The organism is Streptomyces sp. T12 (assembly GCF_028736035.1).
Lineage (GTDB): Bacteria > Actinomycetota > Actinomycetes > Streptomycetales > Streptomycetaceae > Streptomyces.
The window spans coordinates 2,235,057-2,253,642 of record NZ_CP117866.1; the positions used below are offsets into that span (position 1 = coordinate 2,235,057).

An 18,586-nucleotide genomic window follows, 5' to 3' on the forward strand; every position below is an offset into this window, starting at 1 on the left:
GGTCGGTCACTCGGACGGCGCCCAGTAGTCCAGCAGTGTGCCCACGCCGGGCTCCAGTGTCTTCCAGGGGCCGCTGAAGGAGAGGACGGCGAAGGCGGCGGCCGGGAAGCCGCGGCGTCTCATCCGCTCGCGCGCGTCGCTCTCGGCCGCACCGGACAGGATCTCGGCGAGTCCCTGCACGCCCGGGTTGTGGCCGATCAGCAGGACGTTCTGCGCGTCGTCGGGTGTTTCGTTGAGCACGGCGATCAGCTCGCCCGGCGACGCCTCGTAGACCCGCTCTTCGTAGATCGTTTTCGGCCGGTGCGGAAACTCGTGGACGGCGAGCTTCCAGGTCTCCCGGGTCCGGGTCGCGGTGGAGCACAGGGCCAGATCGAAGGGGATGTCGGTGTCGACCAGCCTGCGGCCGGCCTCTGCCGCGTCCATTCGGCCCCGATCAGCGAGCGGCCGCTCGTGGTCGGTCACCTGTGGCCAGTCGGCTTTCGCATGCCGGAAGAGGACAATCCTGCGGGATTCTGCGACGCTCATGAGATCCAGCTTCGCATGAAACAGGCCACGGGGCGCAGGGAGTTGACGGGCGGCTTCTGTAGTGCTCAGCGCGTGATCAACTGCTGTATGCGCTCGAAGAGCTGGGTGATCGCGGGCTCGGCGGTCGCCGCCTGCGCGTCGGACGGGTTGATGATCAGCAGCAGAAGCGTGACGAAGGCGAGCGTCGGCAGGGCGAGGGCCCACCAGGGCAGCCGGATGTCGGCACGGCCCGTGGACGCCGGGTGGGGCGGGGTGTGCGTGCGGGCCGGCATGATGCCTCCGTGGGTCTTCGAGTGGTCCGTGCCCCGCCTCTCGCGGTCACACTCCGAAGTTACGGACTCCCCGGCCCTCAACCCATCCGGTGATCCACCCAGTTGACCCTGACACTCACCCCCTAGGGGATGGTGGTGCTAGCCCCACCATCGGCAGGACATGCGTCAGGGAGAGGCGATCGTCGCGACGACGGCGATGATCACGAAGATGGCGAGGAACGCGCCGAAGACGAGCAGCATCTTCTTCTGGCCGTTCTGGGGGTTCGGGTCGAGCACTGGCATACGGCAAGTCTCGCACCCGCCGTCCACCGCGGGTCCGCCGGGGTGAGGCTCAGCGGGCCGCCTCGTCCTCCACCGTGCGGTCGCGTCCCGCCAGGACACCCACCGCCATCTGCGGGATCATGAGCCCGGCCATGAGCGCGATCGGCAGCCCCCAGCCGCCGCTGTGCTGGTAGAGCACGCCCACCAGGAGCGGGCCGGGGATCGAGATCAGATAGCCGGTGCTCTGCGCGAATCCCGACAGCTGGGCCACGCCCGCGCTGGTACGGGCACGCATGCCGACCATCGTGAGAGCCAGCGGGAACGAGCAGTTGGAAACGCCGAGCAGCACGGCCCAGGCCCAGGACCCGGCGGCCGGTGCGAGGTACAGGCCGGCGTACCCGGCGAGGCCGCAGGCGCCCAGCGCGAGCACGATCGGCCCCTGGTGGGGCAGCCTGGTGGCGAGGCGCGGGATGACGAAGGCCAGCGGCACGCCCATCACCATCGTGACGGCGAGCAGCAGCCCGGCCGTACCGGCGTGCACTCCGGCGTCCCGGAAGATCTGCGCCATCCAGCCCATCGTGATGTAGGCGCCGGTGGCCTGGAGCCCGAAGTAGACGGCCAGGGCCCAGGACGTGCGGCTCCGGGTGATGCGCAGCGGGGGTGCGTCCACGCGCGCGTGCTGCTCCTGCGCGGAGTCCGCGGGCGCCGCCCCACGGTCCCGTACGAGGGGAATCCACGGCAGTACGGCCGTCGCCGCGAGCGCCGCCCACACCGCGAGGCCGGTCTGCCAACTCCCTCCCAGCACCTCGGTCATGGGCACCGTCACCGCGGCCGCGGACGCGGTGCCGAGCGCGAGGGCCATCGAGTACAGGCCGGTCATGGAGCCGACGCGGTCCGGGAACCAGCGCTTGACGATGACCGGCATCAGGACGTTGCTGACCGCGATGCCCATGAGGGCGAGCGCGCTGGCGGCCAGGAAGCCGGCCGTACTGCCCGTGTACGGCCGTATGAGCAGGCCCGCGGTGATGGCGGCCATGCCCGCGCACACCACCGCGCCCGGGCCGAAGCGGCGGGCCAGGCGCGGGGCGGTGACGCCGAAGACGGCGAAGCAGAGCGGGGGCACGGAGGTGAGCAGTCCGGCCACGCTACCGCTCATGCCGAGCCCGTCGCGGACCTCTTCGAGGAGGGCACCGAGGCTGGTGATGGCGGGGCGGAGGTTCAGCGCGGTCAGCACGATGCCGAGCACGAGCAGCCGTATCGTCCACGCGCGCGTGGCGGTCCCCGCGGGCGTGCTTGTCTCAGGGGTGCGTATGCGCGTGGGCGTCACTGGCCGGGTCCGGGTTTCCTCTCGCGCCATGAGACCCATCATAGAATCATAGGATGATTGGTTGTCCACCCCCGGGCCGCCCGGTCCCGGCCCTGACGTGCGAAGGTGTGCCATGCCCCTGAGCCACCCCCGCCGCTCGGCGCTGTCCGAGCAGGTCATCGCCGCGCTGCGGAACCAGATCACCTCGGGCGAATGGCCGGTCGGCTCCCGTATCCCGACGGAGCCCGAGCTGGTCGAGCAGCTCGGCGTGGCCCGCAACACCGTCCGCGAGGCCGTCCGCGCGCTCGCGCACAACGGCCTGCTGGACATCCGCCAGGGCTCCGGCACCTACGTGGTGGCGACCAGCGAGCTGGCCGGCGTCATGCACCGCCGTTTCGCCGACGCCGACCCCCGGCACATCGCCGAGCTGCGCGCCACGCTGGAGTCCGCCGCCGCGAAGCTGGCCGCCGAGCGGCGTACCGAGAAGGACCTCAAGCAGCTGGACGCGCTGCTGGTGCGGCGGGAGGAGGCGTGGGAGTCGGGTGACGCGGAGGCGTTCGTGGCGGCCGACGCGACCTTCCATCTGGCGGTGGTGGCGGCCTCCCACAACGACGTGATGACCGCGATGTACGCGGACCTGGGCGAGGTGCTGCGGGACTGGCTGCGCGAGGACGTCGGCGAGGAGCTGACGCCGGAGACGCACATGGACCACGCTCGGCTGGTCGACGCGATCCGCGCGGGGGACGCCGCGGCGGCCGCGGCGGAGGCGGCGAGCTATCCGTTCCTGTGCCGTCCGGGGCGCTTCAGCTCTCCGGCCGGTGGCTGATCCACACCGAGCCGACCTCTTTCCAGCAGCGCCCGGCCAGCCGCACGGTCTGTGCGGGCCCGGCGTTCACCTCGGAGCCGTCGCTGTCGAGGTCCCACCAGCGGGCGCACTCGACGTGCAGGCTCACCCGGTCGGTCTCCGGATACGGGTTGTGGCAGTACGCGGTCACATGGGAACCGGCGACGCGTATCCGGCACGCGGCGCCGAACGGCTCCTGAGGCTCGGCTTCCACGGCATGCACACGCGCGTGGGATATCGCCTCGTACGGCACGAGCAGTACGAGAGCGACGGCGACGGTCGTTGAGGCCAGGCGGCGGGAAAAGCGCACAAGGGGACCTCCTCGGCCGTACTGGGGAGGGGCTCGCGTAGTGAACGCGTACTCCAGAGTGCGCAGTTGTGGGTCTGGCCCGCCCGGCCGGATAGGCCGAACGGGTGACGCCCCGCTCCCCGCGCGAGGGCGGGAAACGGGGCGTCGAACGGCGTACGGGAGATCAGGCGCCGATGGCGTGCAGGCCGCCGTCCACGTGGATGATCTCGCCGGTGGTCTTCGGGAACCAGTCGCTCAGCAGGGCGACGACACCGCGGCCGGCCGGCTCCGGGTCCTTGAGGTCCCACTCCAGCGGGGAGCGGCTGTCCCACACGGCGGCCAGGTCGGCGAAGCCCGGGATGGACTTGGCGGCCATGGAACCGATCGGGCCGGCGGAGATGAGGTTGCAGCGGATGTTCTGCTTGCCCAGGTCACGGGCCATGTAGCGGCTGGTGGCCTCCAGGGCGGCCTTGGCCGGGCCCATCCAGTCGTACTGCGGCCAGGCGTACTGCGCGTCGAAGGTGAGGCCGACGACGGAGCCGCCGTTCTGCATCAGCGGCAGGCAGGCCATGGTCAGCGACTTCAGGGAGTACGCCGAGACGTGCATGGCCGTGGCGACCGACTCGAACGGCGTGTTCAGGAAGTTGCCGCCGAGCGCGTCCTGCGGGGCGAAGCCGATGGAGTGCACGACGCCGTCGAGGCCGCCGAGCTCCTCGCCGACGATGTCGGCAAGGCGCCCGAGGTGCTCGTCGTTGGTGACGTCGAGCTCGATGACCTTGGTGGGCTTGGGGAGCTTCTTGGCGATGCGCTCGGTCAGCGTGGGCCGCGGGAACGCGGTCAGGATGATCTCGGCACCCTGCTCCTGGGCCAGCTTGGCGGTGTGGAAGGCGATGGAGGACTCCATCAGCACACCGGTGATCAGGACGCGCTTGCCCTCGAGAATTCCGCTCATGGTGATCAGTGACCCATTCCCAGTCCGCCGTCAACGGGGATGACGGCTCCAGTGATGTACGAAGCGTCGTCCGAGGCGAGGAACCGCACCGTCGCGGCGATCTCCTCCGGCTGCGCGTAACGACCGAGCGGCACCTGCTTCACGATGCCCTCACGCTGCTCGTCGGTGAGCACCTTGGTCATGTCGGTGTCGACGAAGCCGGGCGCGACGACGTTGAAGGTGATGTTGCGCGAACCCAGCTCACGGGCGAGGGAGCGCGCGAAGCCGACCAGGGCGGCCTTGGAGGCGGCGTAGTTGGCCTGGCCGGGGCCGCCGAACAGGCCGACGACCGACGAGATGAGGACGACGCGGCCCTTCTTGGCCCGCAGCATGCCGCGGTTGGCGCGCTTGACCACGCGGAAGGTGCCGGTGAGGTTGGTGTCGATGACCGAGGTGAAGTCCTCCTCGGACATGCGCATCAGGAGCTGGTCCTTGGTGATGCCGGCGTTGGCGATCAGAACCTCGACCGGGCCGTGCTCGGCCTCGATCTCCTTGTAGGCCTGCTCCACCTGCTCGGTGTCGGTGATGTCGCACTTGACGGCCAGGAAGCCGGCCGGCGGCTCACCCGAGCGGTACGTGATCGCGACCTTGTCGCCGGCGTCGGCGAAAGCGCGGGCGATGGCGAGGCCGATGCCCCGGTTGCCTCCGGTGACGAGAACCGAGCGGCTCAACGGATCACCCTTTCGATAGGGGTCTGACACACCCGCCCGGACACCTGGATGGCAGGCGGCTTCACCGAAAACCTATCGGGCCGGTCCCGTCCGGGGACATTCGGGCACCGACAGTGGCGTACGGGTGTCACTGTCGGGTCCCTACAGAAAGACGCGCACTCCAGCCGGAAACGTGTGGTCCGCGACCCCGCCCGCGCGACATGATCGGTGCCGACAGGCCACGACAGCAGGGAGACCTCCGTGCCTCATACGATCGACGAAGCCTTTACGGCGCTTCCGCTACGCGCCCTGGCCGACGCCGCGCTCGCACGCGCGCGTGCGCTGGGGGCCGAGCACGCGGACTTCCGGTTCGAGCGGGTGCGCAGCGCGTCCTGGCGCCTGAGGGACGCCAGGCTCGCCGGGTCGTCGGACACCACCGACCTCGGGTACGCGGTGCGGGTGGTGCACGGCGGGACCTGGGGATTCGCGTCCGGGGTGGATCTGACGCTGGACGCCGCCGCCAAGGTCGCGTCGCAGGCGGTGGCGATGGCGAAGCTGTCCGCCCAGGTGATCAAGGCCGCCGGGTCGGACGAGCGGGTGGAGCTCGCCGACGAGCCCGTGCACACCGAGAAGACGTGGATCTCGTCGTACGAGATCGATCCGTTCACGGTGCCCGACGAGGAGAAGTCGGCGCTGCTCGCGGACTGGAGCGCGCGGCTGCTGGCGGCGGACGGGGTCAATCACGTCGACGCCTCGCTGCTCACCGTCCACGAGAACAAGTTCTACGCCGACACCGCCGGGACCGTGACCACCCAGCAGCGCGTCCGGCTGCACCCGCAGCTGACCGCCGTGTCGGTCGACGAGTCGAGCGGCGAGTTCGACTCCATGCGCACCATCGCGCCGCCCGTCGGACGCGGCTGGGAGTACCTGACGGGAACGGGGTGGGACTGGGAGTCCGAGCTGGCACAGATCCCGGAGCTGCTCGCCGAGAAGATGCGGGCGCCGAGCGTCGAGGCGGGGCCGTACGACCTCGTCGTCGACCCCTCCAACCTGTGGCTGACCATCCACGAGTCCATCGGCCACGCCACCGAGCTGGACCGCGCCCTCGGCTACGAGGCCGCCTACGCCGGCACCTCCTTCGCCACCTTCGACCAGCTCGGCAAGCTCAGGTACGGCTCCGACCTGATGAACGTCACCGGTGACCGCACCGCCGAGCACGGCCTGGCGACCATCGGATACGACGACGAGGGCGTCGCGGGCCAGTCCTGGGACCTGGTGAAGAACGGCACCCTCGTCGGCTACCAGCTGGACCGGCGGATCGCGAAGCTGACCGGGTTCGAGCGGTCCAACGGGTGCGCGTTCGCCGACTCCCCCGGGCATGTGCCGGTGCAGCGCATGGCCAACGTGTCGCTGCAGCCGGATCCGGCCGGGATGTCGACCGAGGATCTGATCGGGAGCGTGGACCGCGGGATCTACGTCGTCGGCGACCGGTCCTGGTCGATCGACATGCAGCGCTACAACTTCCAGTTTACGGGTCAGAGGGCATACATGATCCGGAACGGCCGCCTTGCGGGGCAGGTCCGGGACTTTGCATATCAGGGGGTGACCCCCCAGTTCTGGGGTGCCATGGAAGCTGTTGGAGGCCCCCAGACCTACGTACTCGGAGGGGCTTTCAACTGCGGAAAGGCCCAACCTGGGCAGGTCGCCGCCGTGTCCCACGGGTGCCCTTCAGCAATGTTCCGGAGTGTGAACATCCTGAACACCACGACCGAGGCGGGCGGCGCCTGAGGCCGAGCCCAATCCGGCCCGAAGTCTGCACCAGGTCGACACGCGATCACAGCGAGCCTCCTACGCCACGTCGTCCCAGTCCTCGATGTCATCCTCTGAGGGAGTCAGCGAGGGCGGGACGATGAGGCCCTTGAAGGGCTCCAGCTTCAGCCCCAGTCGGTTGTGCATGGTTCGGGCGCCTCGGTCCATGGCACGGCGGACGAGGTGGCCGTAGACCAGCTCTGTCGTCCTGGTGGTCCGGTGCCCGACCCACGCCGCGATCTCGAAGAGCGGGATGTCGGCGTGGATCGCCTCGGAGACGAAGAAGTGCCGGAAGCTCTTCGGGGTGTACTGCGGAGTCCCCGCCAGCTTGGCCGCCGCCTTGAACTGGTCCAGGAACCAGTCATAGGACGGGTGGCGGTCGTTCAGCCGAGGTGACTCGAAGAACCATCCCCGGTCTCCCCAGGTGCCGAACGCGTCGATGTGATCGTTGAAAATCTCATTGATCGATTCGGGCACCGGCGTGCGCCTCGCCTGATCGAACGTCCGATGCTTGGTACCTCGCTTCACTCCGCGCCGGAAGCCGGAGATCTCCTGACAGCCGTAGGCCGAGACCTGGTGATCCACGGCGAGGGTGCTGCGCTCCCAGTCCATTGACTCGTCAGCCAGCGCCAGGGACTCCCCCGGACGTGTCCCACAGCCCGCCATGGCCCAGAAGCCAGCACGGATCAGCTTGGGGGCTTCCGCGATGATCCCCAGCACTTCTTCCATGGTCGGGATGTCGTTGTCGGTGACCGGCGTGAGCTGCTGTCCTGAGCGCCTCCGGGGGTTCGCCTTCTTGCACGGATTGCGGCCGATGATCTCGGCTGCCACCGCGTAGTTGAAGACGGACGAGAGGACGTTCTTACGTCCGTTGATGCCGGTCTCCTTGTAACCCCGCTCCTTCTGGTCCGCCTCCCATTCCTGGATGGTCGTCGGGGTGATGCTGGCGATCGACTTACTCCCGAAGAACGGGCCGTAGTGGTTGTCGTAGACGCTCTGGTAGTTCCTCTTCGAGGACTCTTCGAGCGTTCCCGCCTCGACCCACTCGTTCCAGATCTCTGCGAACGTCCGCTGTCCCGCCTTGGGGTTGATGTACGTCCCCAGGTCCTTGTCCCGCTCGACCTTGATCGCGAACGCTTCCGCGTCTTCGAGCTTCTTGAAGGACACCTGCCTCGGCTTGCCTGCCCTGCCCCCGGGCTCCCGGTACGACACCCGGTACGGCTTGTGAGGGCACGTGGGCTTCTTGCGCCGGGGGCAGGTGCAGTCTTCCTTCTTGATGGTCGCCACGCTTGTTTAGCCTCCACATGTTGATTGGTTAGTGACTGATCGTCAGCCTAGTTGTGCTGCATGCGCGCCTCAACCCAGTTGTGTAGATCGCGAGTTCGGAAACGGACGTGCTTGCCGACCTTGAGGAACGGGATGCCCCAGCGTCGGTACGAGTCCATGAGGACCCGCTTCGTGACACCGAGTTCTGTGGCCGCCTCATCCGGCGTCATGAGTAGGTTGCTGCCACCTCTCACAGCCACTCACCCCACTGCTCTGCGTCCTCCCATGCCTCTCTGGCCAGCTGGCGGTTAATGACGATGTCTTCGGCGATGCCAAAGGCAACGTCCGACTCACCGGGGGTGTAGCCGGAGCCGACGTAGCGCCACGCCGATTCCGTGACCGCGCCCAGGCCGTCCGTGGGCCTGGTATCGCCTTGGCGGTAGTCGGCCCGTTCCTCACGCAGCGCGCCGTACGTGGTGGAGTAGCGGCGGGATTTGGTGAGGACGTGGCCCCGATAGCCGAGGCTGTGAGCCCACGACCGCAGCCTGAGGTGTTCCAGCTCGGCCAGGCCGCCCAGGCGCCAGCACGTCCCCATCAGAGCCCGTACGTGGCGACTGACCACGGCCGAGCGGATGTCCTCCAGGCTCTTCACCCGGTAGTCCAGCCCGGCGCCGGTGTCGGCCGCTCCCTTCGTGACGTACTTGGCGACGTACCCAGCGACAGCCGAGTCCGACGGGCCGCCAGTTTCCGGGTTGGGGCGGATGGGGTGGGCGTCGAACTGTCCTCCCCAGCCGATGCGTTCCATGCCGTACGCCTCGGAGTCGGGGACCGTGACGAAGCCGGACGCGGCAGCGTGCTCGACCGCATCCAACAGGACGTCTTCTGTTGCCCAGTCCGGGGCGGAAGAGGAAGGGCCGTCCGGCCCGTCCATCCGCACGACGGCATGGAAGTGGACGGCCGCGCGCCGCTGGAACTCGGCGACCTTGGCGAAGGACACCACCAGGTGGTCACCGAGCTTGGAACGCGGCACCCCGCCTGCCGAGGCCAGGTAGCGCCGTACGGCGGTGGTGAACCGATCCCACAGTCGCCCGGCATGCGCGTGCCACAGCACATGGCCGACGTAGTCGTAGCAGTCCGGGCACAGCGGCATGCCGACCGGCGGGTCTTCCTCGGTGTGCACCAGGCCGCAGCCGAGCCGTCGCCCGTGCTCGCAGCGCGGTTCGTCCCGGCGAGGACGGCACCACTCCCCGTCGCGCACCCGGTGCACCGGCCCGAAGGACGGAGCAGTCAGGGTGACGAACAGCCGGGGGCGCTCCCGCACCGCATCGGGCACACCCTTGCCGCCGGACAGGCCCGCGCGAACGAGCTGGAAGGTATCCCCGGCATGCAGGTAAGCGCACGGCTCACACACCGAGGCCCGCCGGTTACGGCAGCGCACCGCCAGCCGCTCACCCGGCTCCCCGTCCGTCGAATAGGACGAGAGCACCTCACCCGTAACCGCATCACGAGTGAGGGTCGAGCCGGACAGGTAGATCGGGTTGGCGCAGCCACCGATGGCTTTGATCTGCTCCTTCCAGCGCGAAAAGAGCGGATCCTTCAGGAGCCGTATGAGGTCACGGTCCGCCTCTGAGAGAGCTTGTAGACGTTGTTCGCGTGCCAGCACGACGGAACGTTCGGCCGGAGCGGACGATGCGCCGGACGGGCCAATAGGACGTGTGGTGCTGTTGCCGGATTCGCCGGACATGACGCGGCCTCCAGAGCCTCAGGTCAGGAAGTAGATGACGGGCATTCATGGCTTCTCTCCTTTGCGCTTACAGGGCGCGCATCCTGCGTACGCCCTGGTCAGGCGCAGCCAACTTGCCTTTTCATTCTATGAGTTGCCACCGACAGTAGCCCGTGACTTTTCCGTGATGAACACCACCGGACAGGCGGGAACTATTGGAATCCGAGCCGAATTCGACCGGAGCAAGAACCCCGTCAGCCAACGCTGACTCAGCGCCTCGCTAATCGAATTGCCTCTGAGTTGCTTGCATTTGATTGCCTGTCAGGCGTATAGGTGCGAGACGAATCCGGTAGCAGTGGTTCCATGCTTGCGCCTATCTGGCCGGTTACTCTCCGGGCCATGCGCCCCTCAGGAGACGGGAGCGGGCAGCGGTTCAGGGGCGTGGCGGAATTTGGCTCTACTTATTCCAGGGCGCGCCTTCGGCGCGCCGCCGGGGCGGCTTGCCGCACCCCGGCCCGGCATGCGGCCTTCGGCCGGTCCGGTCCGGGGCGCCGCCGCCCCGGCGCGGTCGAGGCGAGCCCAGACGTACGCCAGATCCAGCACGGCCCGCCTTGCCCACTCCGATCCCATGGACTTGGACCCGTAGCTCACGACCTCCAGCAGCTCAGCCACCGACCCGGCATCCACGCACCAGCACCAGCCAGCCCAAGAGTCCGCCTCTCACAGCACCATGCAGCCCGCATCCGTCCCGAGGGACCACAGCCGGTTCAACCCCTTTGGGCTGGGGGCCGACGGCCTACGAGGCTTTAGGCAGCCACCATGGGGCGAGCCTCGAAGAACAGGGGGCCGATCGGGCTATTGCGGGCAGGTCCCAAAGACTGCCCGATCCGCAGGGCAGCGTAAGGCCCCCTGTTCACTCGCCCCATGGCAGCTCCCGCCCAAAGCCTCTACGGCCGGCGGCGTGCCCAAAGCGCGGCATCACGGCACCACACAGACGAGGCATCCCGGGGTCTATTCCTCGCGAGTCAGGCGGGCGTGCTCGGCCACGGCACGGCCGTCCGGCATCGTCTGGACGTGCGCAGGTGACGCCATAAGATGCGCCGCAACCTTCTGCACCACGTCGGCGTTCCACGTCCCCATGGCCACCATCGGACGGCCGTCCGGCGCCACACGCGGAACCAGCCGGACAAGATCGCGCCTCGGAATCCCGATCGCCAGCAGTGCCTGGCACAACGCCTCATGCGCATCGGAAGCGGCCTTCTTGCTGCTTCTGTAGGTCTCCATCGGAATCATGAGTGCTGCCGCCCCCTGCCCCTGTGCGGGTGGTTCCGGATCTCGACGTTCAAGTCTGAGACCTTGGACATCTCGCACTGGGCGCGCGCTTCCGAACGCTGCTTGTCCAACGCTTGGCACACGTCGCAATCCGCTACAGGCTCCGGGTCACCATCAAGCCTCAGAGGCAGTTCTACGGGAGGACCGGGGTAGGTCCTGGGCAAGGTCACGCGCTCACGGACGGCTCTCTCTGCCGCTTTGCCTTGGGTCACCATGCCAGTGACGCTACGTAACGGCAGGAACACACCTCAATGGCACTTTGCCGAGGGTGCAGCCCGAAGTGCCACACAGGGTCACACGGGTACCCCGATGGCGTCGGCAAGCTCCCGCATCTCAGGCGTGAGCGTCCGCCGACGTGCGATCACCCTGCCGAAGATGTCCCGCGCGTAGCGCTGATTCGGGAGCCACTGCGGAGCGTCCGCGCGAATGCCCTGCAAGACCTCAACCGTCTTCACGTAGTCGCGCGAGCGGGCATGCGCCTCCGCCACGTCGAGGAGGTGGCGGTTGCGGTTGTTGGACGTGGGCCGCATCCCGCTGGTCGGGATGCGCGCCGAGAGCTTGAGCACCAGGTCGGGCTTGTCAACGATCATGGCATTCTCGGCACGCTTCAAAGCCACCGTGACCGGCCCGAACGCCTGCAAGAAGTCGTCACGCGGCGCGAACTCACGGCCCATCGCGACCGCCGCCGAGTTGGCGTAACGCAAGGCGTCTTCGGCCTCTCCGGGCCGGTTGTCACGGATCGCAGCAGCCGACGCCCGCAGGAGCAGCCAGCCCCATGCACTTAGCTCGGCAGGAGTCGCACGCGAGATTCGCGGCTCCACCTCATCAGCCCATCGGGTCGCCAGCTCTCGCGCCTCAGCCAGCCGACCGCGCCGGAGCAATAGCCAACACTGCGTGCTCACGGTCGCCGCTGCCTGAAGCCGATCCGAGGACTCCTCCAGCGACCGGGACAGCGCAGTATCAGCCGCTTCGAATTGCCTGGTCTGGGTGAGCAACCAGCCTGTCAGCTGGGAGAGCCGGACACGCACGGCCCGCCCTTCCGGGCCACTCTCGGCGACGAGATCCGCGTCCCGCAGCAAGGGCGGCAGGATCACACTCAGCTCCGCGAAGCGATCACCGGAGAAGAGCGGCAGGGCCGATTCCATGGCCTCCCGCACGCCGTCGACAGTCGGCTCTTCCACCACCCCATCCGCCCGCACCGGAGCCACGAGCGCCCGCCGGACAGCCTCCCAGCGCTCATCCCCAGGCGCCACCTCAGGCTCATCCACGTGTTCAGCCATGAGGTTGGTTGTCGGCACCCGTAGGGCGTGTGCCAGTTGGCGCGCAGTCTCCAGCCGCGTGTCTGCCCGCTCCCCTTGCTCCAGCTTCCGGATCAAGGACAGGGACACGCCGGATTCACCCGCTAGCTGACGCTGCGTCATGCCACGTCGCTTGCGAACTTCCTGAAGCCGCTTGCCAATCTCGGCACTCATGATTCGAGCGTACGGCCCCCCCGGGACTCCTTCGCGCGAGTTGCCTCGTTCGTAACCCCCGCAAGCCCGGCCAAGTCAAGAACTTCCGGTTCCACGAATCGCCGGTAGACCTGCTCGGGCGGGCGGGGCCCCATGCCCTCTCAGTGGACGGCAGGACAGCACGATGAAGCGCGCCCTGGGTGGTGAACCGCTTCCAGAACAGTCTGTAGAGGATCGGCGGCAAGTTGGCGGAGGCCGGATGATCGCCCACAACCAGCCCCAGACCCTTTCTCCGCGTACCCCTGTGTCGACCCCTCCGCCGTACGGCGTATGTCGAGTAGGGCCGTACGTGCTACGGCGCACATCGTTCGCCCGTACTAGCGGTTCCCCGGTCTCGTAGGCGGCGGAGACGGGGCGTAACGCGGGAAGATTCCCGGGCCGCGATCGGGGGCGAGCCAAGGAAAGTGCGATGCCAGCACATGGTGGAGTGTGATGCGGAAGCACGGCAGTGGAAACGCCCAGGTGTTCCGGATCACCGTGGCCTGGGCGGGCCTCCGGGATGATGTGCGCGCCCGGCAGCGTCGGTACGTCATGTCGATGTCGATCCGTACGCTGTCGGTGATCCTCGCCGCCTCGCTGTGGAACGTCGAACGGCACGTCGCGATCGCAGCGTTGCTGCTCGGGACGGTTCTGCCGTACATCGCGATGGTGATCGCCAACGCGGGGCGGGAGAACGCGCCATCCCTGCCGTCGACGTTCGTGAACGCGCCGATGCGACCGATGATCGCGCCGCCCCGGACGAAATGACGGTTCTGCGGAATCCGTCCCCGAAGAAGACTTCATTGCCAGCCCCATGGTGGCCATGCAAAGCGAGCCCTCGCGACCACCGACGAGCTGCGCTGCTCCGCGCCAAGCTCAAGAAAAGCTCAGATCAATAGTGTTGTTCCGGTGCCGGTCAGAGGGTTGCCCATGACACACTTACCTGGCTCGCCGCGCTCCTCACGGCAGGTCCGCTGACAGTCCGTCAGCGGGACTGCTGGAGGAGCAAGGAGGAGCAGTGATTGATCAACACGGTGCGAAGCCTCGCCGCCGAAAGTGGTCTGACGCCGAAAAGTGGCAGATCTGTCTAGCGGCGGCGGGACTGCTCGTGGCGATCATCGCCACGTTGGGGCAATTCATGCAGTGAGTGCCCCCACGCACGAGCCGGTCGCACGGGAGCTGCATCACGCAGCAAGCCCGGTCGACTGCTAGGCGACCGGGCTCGTGAACTGCGCTGGAGGGTCTGACTCGGGGTGCCACCCGACTCGGACCCTTCAGTGTTGTTAAGGGGTGCGAGCCAGCTCGCACCCGACGAGACAAAGTTACCGCACTTACATCACCGCGGAGTCGGTTCCCCGCAGACAAGTTCCATAAAGCCTTAAGAGTCAGCGCCGTCCTGAACCGGCTGGTCAGGCAGGAAACAGCTTCCGCTTCGCGGCAAGGAAATGAGCTCCCTGCCTGCGTCGCCCGCTGGGTAGGCTCTGCACTGATCCACAGCCCGGCTCCTGGCACGCGCTTCGAACACTCCGAGGCGGACCCGGAGGTCGACACCAAGTCATCACCAGACCCCGCACAGTCCGGTTTCAACCGGTATGAACAGGGATTGAGGGTAGACCGTGAGACACCGCCTGACCTGCACAAACGCCGATCAGAGAGGTATGCCCCCTGACCCTACGGAGAACTTCCAGTTCACCGGGCAGCGCTTCTTCAGGATCGAGAACGGGCGGATCACCGGTCAGTTGCGCGATGTCGCCTATCAGGCGACGACCACGGACTTCTGGGGCTCGATGGCGGCCGTGGGTGGTCCGCAGACCTACGTACTCGGCGGCGCGTTCAACTGCGGCAAGGCCCAGCCGGGGCAGGTCGCGGCGGTCTCGCACGGCTGCCCGTCGGCCCTCTTCAAGGGAGTCAACATTCTGAACACCACGCAGGAGGCCGGTCGATGAGCGCTCACTCCCCCAAGGCGAACAAGCCGCACGAGATCGTCGAGCGCGCCCTGGAGCTGTCCCGGGCCGACGGGTGCGTCGTCATCGCCGACGAGCAGTCGACCGCCAATCTGCGCTGGGCGGGCAACGCGCTGACCACGAACGGCGTCACGCGCGGGCGGACGCTCACGGTCGTCGCGACCGTCGACGGCAAGGAGGGCACGGCCTCCGGTGTCGTGTCCCGGTCGGCCGTGACCGCGGATGAGCTGGAGCCGCTGGTGCGGGCCGCCGAGGCCGCCGCGCGCGGTGCCGGGCCCGCCGAGGACGCACAGCCGCTGGTGGCGGACGTACCGGCGTCGCCGGACTTCACGGACGGCCCGGCCGAGACGTCGTCCACCGTGTTCGCCGACTTCGCCCCGGCGCTCGGCGAGGCGTTCGCACGCGCGCGTGCCGGCGGGCGGGAGCTGTACGGCTTCGCCAACCATGAGCTGGTGTCGACGTACGTCGGCACGTCCACGGGGCTGCGGCTTCGGCACGACCAGCCCAACGGGACGCTGGAGCTGAACGCCAAGTCCCCGGACCGTACGCGTTCGGCCTGGGCGGGGCGCTCCACGCGGGACTTCAAGGACGTCGACCCGACGGCGCTGGACGCCGAGCTGGCCGTGCGTCTCGGCTGGGCCGAGCGGCGCCTGGAGCTGCCGGCGGGCCGGTACGAGACGCTGCTGCCGCCGACCGCCGTGGCCGACCTGCTGATCTACCAGATGTGGTCGGGCTCGGGGCGGGACGCGGTCGAGGGCCGGACGGTGTTCTCCAAGCCTGGCGGCAAGACGCGCGTCGGCGAGAAGCTGAGCGAGCTGCCGCTGACGCTGCGCAGTGACCCGAACGAGCCGGGTCTGGAGTCCGCGCCCTTCATGATCGCGCACTCCTCCGGCGGCGACCAGTCGGTGTTCGACAACGGTCTGCCGCTCGCGGCCACCGAGTGGATGCGCGAGGGCGAGCTGAAGCACCTCATGACCAGCCGCCACAGTGCGGGGCTGACCGGTCTGCCCGTGGCGCCCGGCATCGACAACCTGATCCTGGACGGCGGCGAGGACCGCTCGCTCGAGGAGATGGTCGCGAACACCGAGCGCGGGCTGCTGCTGACCTGCCTCTGGTACATCCGCGAGGTAGACCCGGCGACGCTGCTGCTCACCGGTCTGACCCGGGACGGGGTGTACCTCGTCGAGAACGGTGAGGTGACCGGCGAGGTCAACAACTTCCGGTTCAACGAGTCGCCGGTGGGCCTGCTGGGGCGGGCCACGGAGGCGGGCCGTACGGAGAAGACCTTGCCCCGGGAATGGAGCGACTGGTTCACCAGGGCGGCGATGCCGGCGCTGCGCGTCCCCGATTTCAACATGAGCTCTGTCAGTCAGGGCGTATAACCTCGTAGTCGGCTGTCACCCGACTGCCCGAGGATCATCAAGGAGACACGAGAACCGTGACGGACATCGTCGACGAGCTGAAGTGGCGCGGCGTGATCGCCCTGTCCACTGACGAGGACGCATTGCGCAAGGCGCTCGCGGACGGTCCCGTCACGTTCTATTGCGGTTTCGACCCGACCGCGGCCAGCCTGCACGTCGGCCACCTGGTCCAGGTCCTCACCATGCGCCGCCTCCAGCAGGCGGGCCTGCGCCCGCTGGCGCTGGTGGGCGGCGCGACGGGCCAGATCGGCGACCCGCGCCCGACGGCCGAGCGCACGCTGAACGACCCGGAGACGGTCGCGAACTGGGTGAACCGCCTGCGCGGGCAGATCGAGCCGTTCCTGTCCTTCGAGGGCGACAACGCCGCGACGATGGTGAACAACCTGGACTGGACGGCCGGCATGTCGGCCATCGAGTTCCTGCGGGACATCGGCAAGCACTTCCGCGTCAACAAGATGCTGACCAAGGACTCGGTCGCCCGCCGTCTGCAGTCCGAAGAGGGCATCAGCTACACCGAGTTCAGCTACCAGCTGCTCCAGGGCATGGACTTCCTGGAGCTGTACCGGCGGCACGGCTGCACGCTCCAGCAGGGCGGCAGCGACCAGTGGGGCAACCTCACCGCGGGTCTGGACCTGATCCACAGGCTGGAGCCGCACGCGAGCGTGCACGCTCTGGCGACCCCGCTGATGACCAAGGCGGACGGCACCAAGTTCGGCAAGACCGAGGGCGGCGCCATCTGGCTCGACCCGGAGATGACGACGCCGTACGCGTTCTACCAGTTCTGGCTGAACGCGGATGACCGGGACATCTCGACCTACATGCGCATCCTGTCCTTCAAGTCCCGTGCGGAACTGGAGGAGCTGGAGCAGCAGACCGAGGAGCGTCCGCAGGCCCGTGCGGCGCAGCGTGCGCTGGCCGAGGAGCTGACGACGCTGGTGCACGGCGCCGACCAGACGGCCGCCGTGATCGCCGCGTCCAAGGCCCTGTTCGGCCAGGGCGAGCTGACGGAACTGGACGACCGGACACTGGCGGCGGCCCTCTCCGAGGTGCCGCACATCCGGGTCGAGCAGCTCGGCCAGGTCGTCGACCTCTTCGCCGAGGTCGGCCTGGTCGCCAGCAAGTCCGCGGCGCGGCGCACCGTGAAGGAGGGCGGGGCCTACGTGAACAACGTCAAGGTCGCCGGCGAGGACGCGGTGCCCGCGAAGGAGGACCTGCTGCACGGGCGGTGGCTGGTGCTGCGGCGCGGGAAGAAGAACCTGGCGGCGGTCGAGGTCACGGGCGCCTGACGGAGGCACGGCGACGCACGCACGGCGAAGGGGCGGCTTCCCCGACGGGGGGCCGTCCCTTCGGTCGTGTCCGGTTCGTCGTGTCCGGTCTCAGCGCGTCTGCTGCTTACGCTTGCCCAGCGTCGCCATGTACAGCATGTCGCCCACGTACACGATGATCACCGCGGCGACGATCTGGAAGACGTGCCGGCTCCAGTCGATGCCGCGGGTCGAATCGACGCCGAACGCGCGGGCGATGGAGTTGCCGACGACAGCACCGAGGATGCCGAAGATGGTGGTCAGCCAGAGGGGGCTGTGCTGCTTGCCCGGGATGAGCAACTTCGCGATCAGGCCGAGCACGAATCCCACGATGATCGCCCACAACCAGCCCATGGCTGCCTCCTCGTACGGCTCGGGGTGAGCATTACGCCCAGTGTTGGTCCGGACGTGGTACGTCGCATGCCGGGTACGGCCGTACGCGTTACAGCTGAGGGCGTTCGCCCAGGTGGCAGAGGCCCCGGTCTCGTAGACGGCGGAGCCGGGGCGTACCGTGGGAGGTGTCCTGGCCCGGGTCCCCGACCGGGGGCGGACGGGTACGGGCAGGGGGAGAGTCCGATGCGGGCGGATGGTGGAATGTGATGCGGAAGCTGCACGCGGGCGGCAACACCGAGGTGTTCCGGATCACCGGGGCCCGGGCGGGCCTCCATGACGACGTGCGTGCGCGGCAGCGCCGGTACATCATCTCGATGTCGGTCCGTACGGTGTCGGTGATCCTCGCGGCCACGCTGTGGAACGTCGAACGGCACGTCGCGATCGTGGCGTTGGTGCTCGGGGCGATCCTGCCGTACATCGCGGTCGTGATCGCCAACGCGGGGCGAGAGAATGCGCCGTCACTGCCCTCGACGTTCGTGGCCGCGCCGATGCGGCCGATGATCACGCCGCCGCGGACGAATGACGGTTTCGCGGAATCGGTCCCGGAAGATGTCGCGGGGGACTCCGCGCCGGGCGCACAAAGGAAACCGCACCCCGAGGCGTGACCTTGCGGACCGCTTCCCTCCGGAAGTCGAGTCCGCGCCAAGCTCAGGAAAAGCTCAGATCAATAGTGTTGTTCAGGTGCCGGGCGACGGGTTACCCGTGACATACTTCGTAGGCGCTCCGCATCCCCCGTCGGAGCGACG

Annotated in this window: 18 protein-coding genes and 2 pseudogenes; 7 read left to right on the forward strand and 13 right to left on the reverse strand. The window is 68.3% G+C overall.

Annotated elements, in window-relative coordinates; all coding sequences use genetic code 11:
• Window positions 1-6 precede the first annotated feature (6 nt).
• The 4 genes from PBV52_RS09885 to PBV52_RS09900 form a co-directional block, all read right to left on the reverse strand.
• A complete protein-coding gene (locus tag PBV52_RS09885) occupies window positions 7-525 on the reverse strand; it encodes a histidine phosphatase family protein (RefSeq protein ID WP_274237929.1) in 519 nt (172 codons plus the stop codon).
• Between the two features lie 65 nt (window positions 526-590).
• Entirely contained in the window at window positions 591-797 is a 207-nt protein-coding gene (locus PBV52_RS09890; protein WP_274237930.1) for a hypothetical protein, read from the reverse strand.
• 165 nt (window positions 798-962) lie between these two features.
• Complete coding sequence (locus PBV52_RS09895; RefSeq protein ID WP_268256499.1) at window positions 963-1,079, reverse strand: SGM_5486 family transporter-associated protein; 117 nt, start codon at window positions 1,077-1,079, stop codon at window positions 963-965.
• Between the two features lie 49 nt (window positions 1,080-1,128).
• A complete protein-coding gene (locus PBV52_RS09900) occupies window positions 1,129-2,427 on the reverse strand; it encodes a CynX/NimT family MFS transporter (protein WP_274237931.1) in 1,299 nt (432 codons plus the stop codon).
• Between the two features lie 70 nt (window positions 2,428-2,497).
• Between PBV52_RS09900 and PBV52_RS09905 the strand changes: the two genes are divergently transcribed.
• Window positions 2,498-3,190, forward strand: a complete 693-nt coding sequence (locus PBV52_RS09905; protein ID WP_274237932.1) for a FadR/GntR family transcriptional regulator — start codon at window positions 2,498-2,500, stop codon at window positions 3,188-3,190.
• Here the strand turns inward: PBV52_RS09905 and PBV52_RS09910 are convergent.
• From PBV52_RS09910 to fabG, 3 genes are all read right to left on the reverse strand, one after another.
• Window positions 3,168-3,518 (reverse strand): hypothetical protein, encoded by a 351-nt coding sequence (locus tag PBV52_RS09910; RefSeq protein WP_274237933.1) that lies wholly within the window; start codon window positions 3,516-3,518, stop codon window positions 3,168-3,170. The genes PBV52_RS09905 and PBV52_RS09910 overlap by 23 nt on opposite strands.
• 163 nt (window positions 3,519-3,681) lie before the next feature.
• Window positions 3,682-4,449 carry an enoyl-ACP reductase FabI gene (gene fabI, locus PBV52_RS09915; RefSeq protein ID WP_189716129.1) on the reverse strand — a complete coding sequence of 256 codons (768 nt, stop codon included), beginning with the start codon at window positions 4,447-4,449 and terminating at the stop codon, window positions 3,682-3,684.
• A gap of 5 nt (window positions 4,450-4,454) precedes the next feature.
• Window positions 4,455-5,159, reverse strand: coding sequence for a 3-oxoacyl-[acyl-carrier-protein] reductase (gene fabG, locus PBV52_RS09920; protein WP_274237934.1), 705 nt, complete (start codon window positions 5,157-5,159; stop codon window positions 4,455-4,457).
• A 240-nt stretch (window positions 5,160-5,399) separates the two neighbouring features.
• On the opposite strand from fabG, the gene PBV52_RS09925 reads away from it, so the two are divergent.
• Window positions 5,400-6,926, forward strand: a complete 1,527-nt coding sequence (locus tag PBV52_RS09925) for a TldD/PmbA family protein (protein ID WP_274237935.1) — start codon at window positions 5,400-5,402, stop codon at window positions 6,924-6,926.
• Between the two features lie 60 nt (window positions 6,927-6,986).
• Here the strand turns inward: PBV52_RS09925 and PBV52_RS09930 are convergent, their stop codons facing one another.
• The 5 genes from PBV52_RS09930 to PBV52_RS09955 all read right to left on the reverse strand — a co-directional run bounded on the left by PBV52_RS09930 (window position 6,987) and on the right by PBV52_RS09955 (window position 12,740).
• A complete protein-coding gene (locus PBV52_RS09930; RefSeq protein ID WP_274237936.1) occupies window positions 6,987-8,234 on the reverse strand; it encodes a site-specific integrase in 1,248 nt (415 codons plus the stop codon).
• Between the two features lie 47 nt (window positions 8,235-8,281).
• Window positions 8,282-8,443, reverse strand: coding sequence for a helix-turn-helix domain-containing protein (locus PBV52_RS09935; protein WP_274237937.1), 162 nt, complete (start codon window positions 8,441-8,443; stop codon window positions 8,282-8,284).
• Between the two features lie 20 nt (window positions 8,444-8,463).
• A complete protein-coding gene (locus PBV52_RS09940) occupies window positions 8,464-9,957 on the reverse strand; it encodes a replication initiator (protein WP_274237938.1) in 1,494 nt (497 codons plus the stop codon).
• Between the two features lie 990 nt (window positions 9,958-10,947).
• Window positions 10,948-11,220, reverse strand: coding sequence for a hypothetical protein (locus PBV52_RS09945; protein WP_274237939.1), 273 nt, complete (start codon window positions 11,218-11,220; stop codon window positions 10,948-10,950).
• A gap of 341 nt (window positions 11,221-11,561) precedes the next feature.
• Complete coding sequence (locus PBV52_RS09955; protein WP_274237940.1) at window positions 11,562-12,740, reverse strand: XRE family transcriptional regulator; 1,179 nt, start codon at window positions 12,738-12,740, stop codon at window positions 11,562-11,564.
• 471 nt (window positions 12,741-13,211) lie between these two features.
• On the opposite strand from PBV52_RS09955, the pseudogene PBV52_RS09960 reads away from it, so the two are divergent.
• From PBV52_RS09960 to tyrS, 4 genes and pseudogenes are all read left to right on the forward strand, one after another.
• A pseudogene (locus PBV52_RS09960) lies at window positions 13,212-13,596 on the forward strand (DUF3099 domain-containing protein); the annotation flags it as partial.
• A gap of 841 nt (window positions 13,597-14,437) precedes the next feature.
• Window positions 14,438-14,704: pseudogene (locus PBV52_RS09965) on the forward strand (metallopeptidase TldD-related protein); the annotation flags it as partial.
• The gene (locus tag PBV52_RS09970) at window positions 14,701-16,104 is read left to right on the forward strand and encodes a metallopeptidase TldD-related protein (RefSeq protein WP_274237941.1); all 1,404 of its coding nucleotides are present in this window, start codon (window positions 14,701-14,703) and stop codon (window positions 16,102-16,104) included. The pseudogene PBV52_RS09965 and the gene PBV52_RS09970, both read left to right, overlap by 4 nt.
• A gap of 56 nt (window positions 16,105-16,160) precedes the next feature.
• Window positions 16,161-17,429: a tyrosine--tRNA ligase gene (gene tyrS, locus PBV52_RS09975; protein WP_274237942.1), complete on the forward strand. Its 1,269-nt coding sequence runs from the start codon at window positions 16,161-16,163 to the stop codon at window positions 17,427-17,429.
• A gap of 90 nt (window positions 17,430-17,519) precedes the next feature.
• On the opposite strand, the gene PBV52_RS09980 is transcribed toward tyrS, so the two are convergent.
• Entirely contained in the window at window positions 17,520-17,801 is a 282-nt protein-coding gene (locus tag PBV52_RS09980; RefSeq protein ID WP_274237943.1) for a GlsB/YeaQ/YmgE family stress response membrane protein, read from the reverse strand.
• Window positions 17,802-18,046: 245 nt separating this feature from the next.
• On the opposite strand from PBV52_RS09980, the gene PBV52_RS09985 reads away from it, so the two are divergent.
• Window positions 18,047-18,445, forward strand: coding sequence for a DUF3099 domain-containing protein (locus PBV52_RS09985; RefSeq protein ID WP_274237944.1), 399 nt, complete (start codon window positions 18,047-18,049; stop codon window positions 18,443-18,445).
• The last annotated feature ends 141 nt before the right edge of the window (window positions 18,446-18,586 follow it).

Coding starts and splice junctions, on each gene's coding strand:
- PBV52_RS09885 (WP_274237929.1), bottom strand. CDS start 525: ATGAGCGTCGCAGAATCCCGCAGGATTGTCCTCTTCCGGCATGCGAAA.
- PBV52_RS09890 (WP_274237930.1), bottom strand. CDS start 797: ATGCCGGCCCGCACGCACACCCCGCCCCACCCGGCGTCCACGGGCCGT.
- PBV52_RS09895 (WP_268256499.1), bottom strand. CDS start 1,079: ATGCCAGTGCTCGACCCGAACCCCCAGAACGGCCAGAAGAAGATGCTG.
- PBV52_RS09900 (WP_274237931.1), bottom strand. CDS start 2,427: ATGATGGGTCTCATGGCGCGAGAGGAAACCCGGACCCGGCCAGTGACG.
- PBV52_RS09905 (WP_274237932.1), top strand. CDS start 2,498: ATGCCCCTGAGCCACCCCCGCCGCTCGGCGCTGTCCGAGCAGGTCATC.
- fabI (WP_189716129.1), bottom strand. CDS start 4,449: ATGAGCGGAATTCTCGAGGGCAAGCGCGTCCTGATCACCGGTGTGCTG.
- PBV52_RS09935 (WP_274237937.1), bottom strand. CDS start 8,443: ATGACGCCGGATGAGGCGGCCACAGAACTCGGTGTCACGAAGCGGGTC.
- PBV52_RS09940 (WP_274237938.1), bottom strand. CDS start 9,957: ATGTCCGGCGAATCCGGCAACAGCACCACACGTCCTATTGGCCCGTCC.
- PBV52_RS09945 (WP_274237939.1), bottom strand. CDS start 11,220: ATGGAGACCTACAGAAGCAGCAAGAAGGCCGCTTCCGATGCGCATGAG.
- PBV52_RS09955 (WP_274237940.1), bottom strand. CDS start 12,740: ATGAGTGCCGAGATTGGCAAGCGGCTTCAGGAAGTTCGCAAGCGACGT.
- PBV52_RS09970 (WP_274237941.1), top strand. CDS start 14,701: ATGAGCGCTCACTCCCCCAAGGCGAACAAGCCGCACGAGATCGTCGAG.
- PBV52_RS09980 (WP_274237943.1), bottom strand. CDS start 17,801: ATGGGCTGGTTGTGGGCGATCATCGTGGGATTCGTGCTCGGCCTGATC.
- PBV52_RS09985 (WP_274237944.1), top strand. CDS start 18,047: ATGCGGAAGCTGCACGCGGGCGGCAACACCGAGGTGTTCCGGATCACC.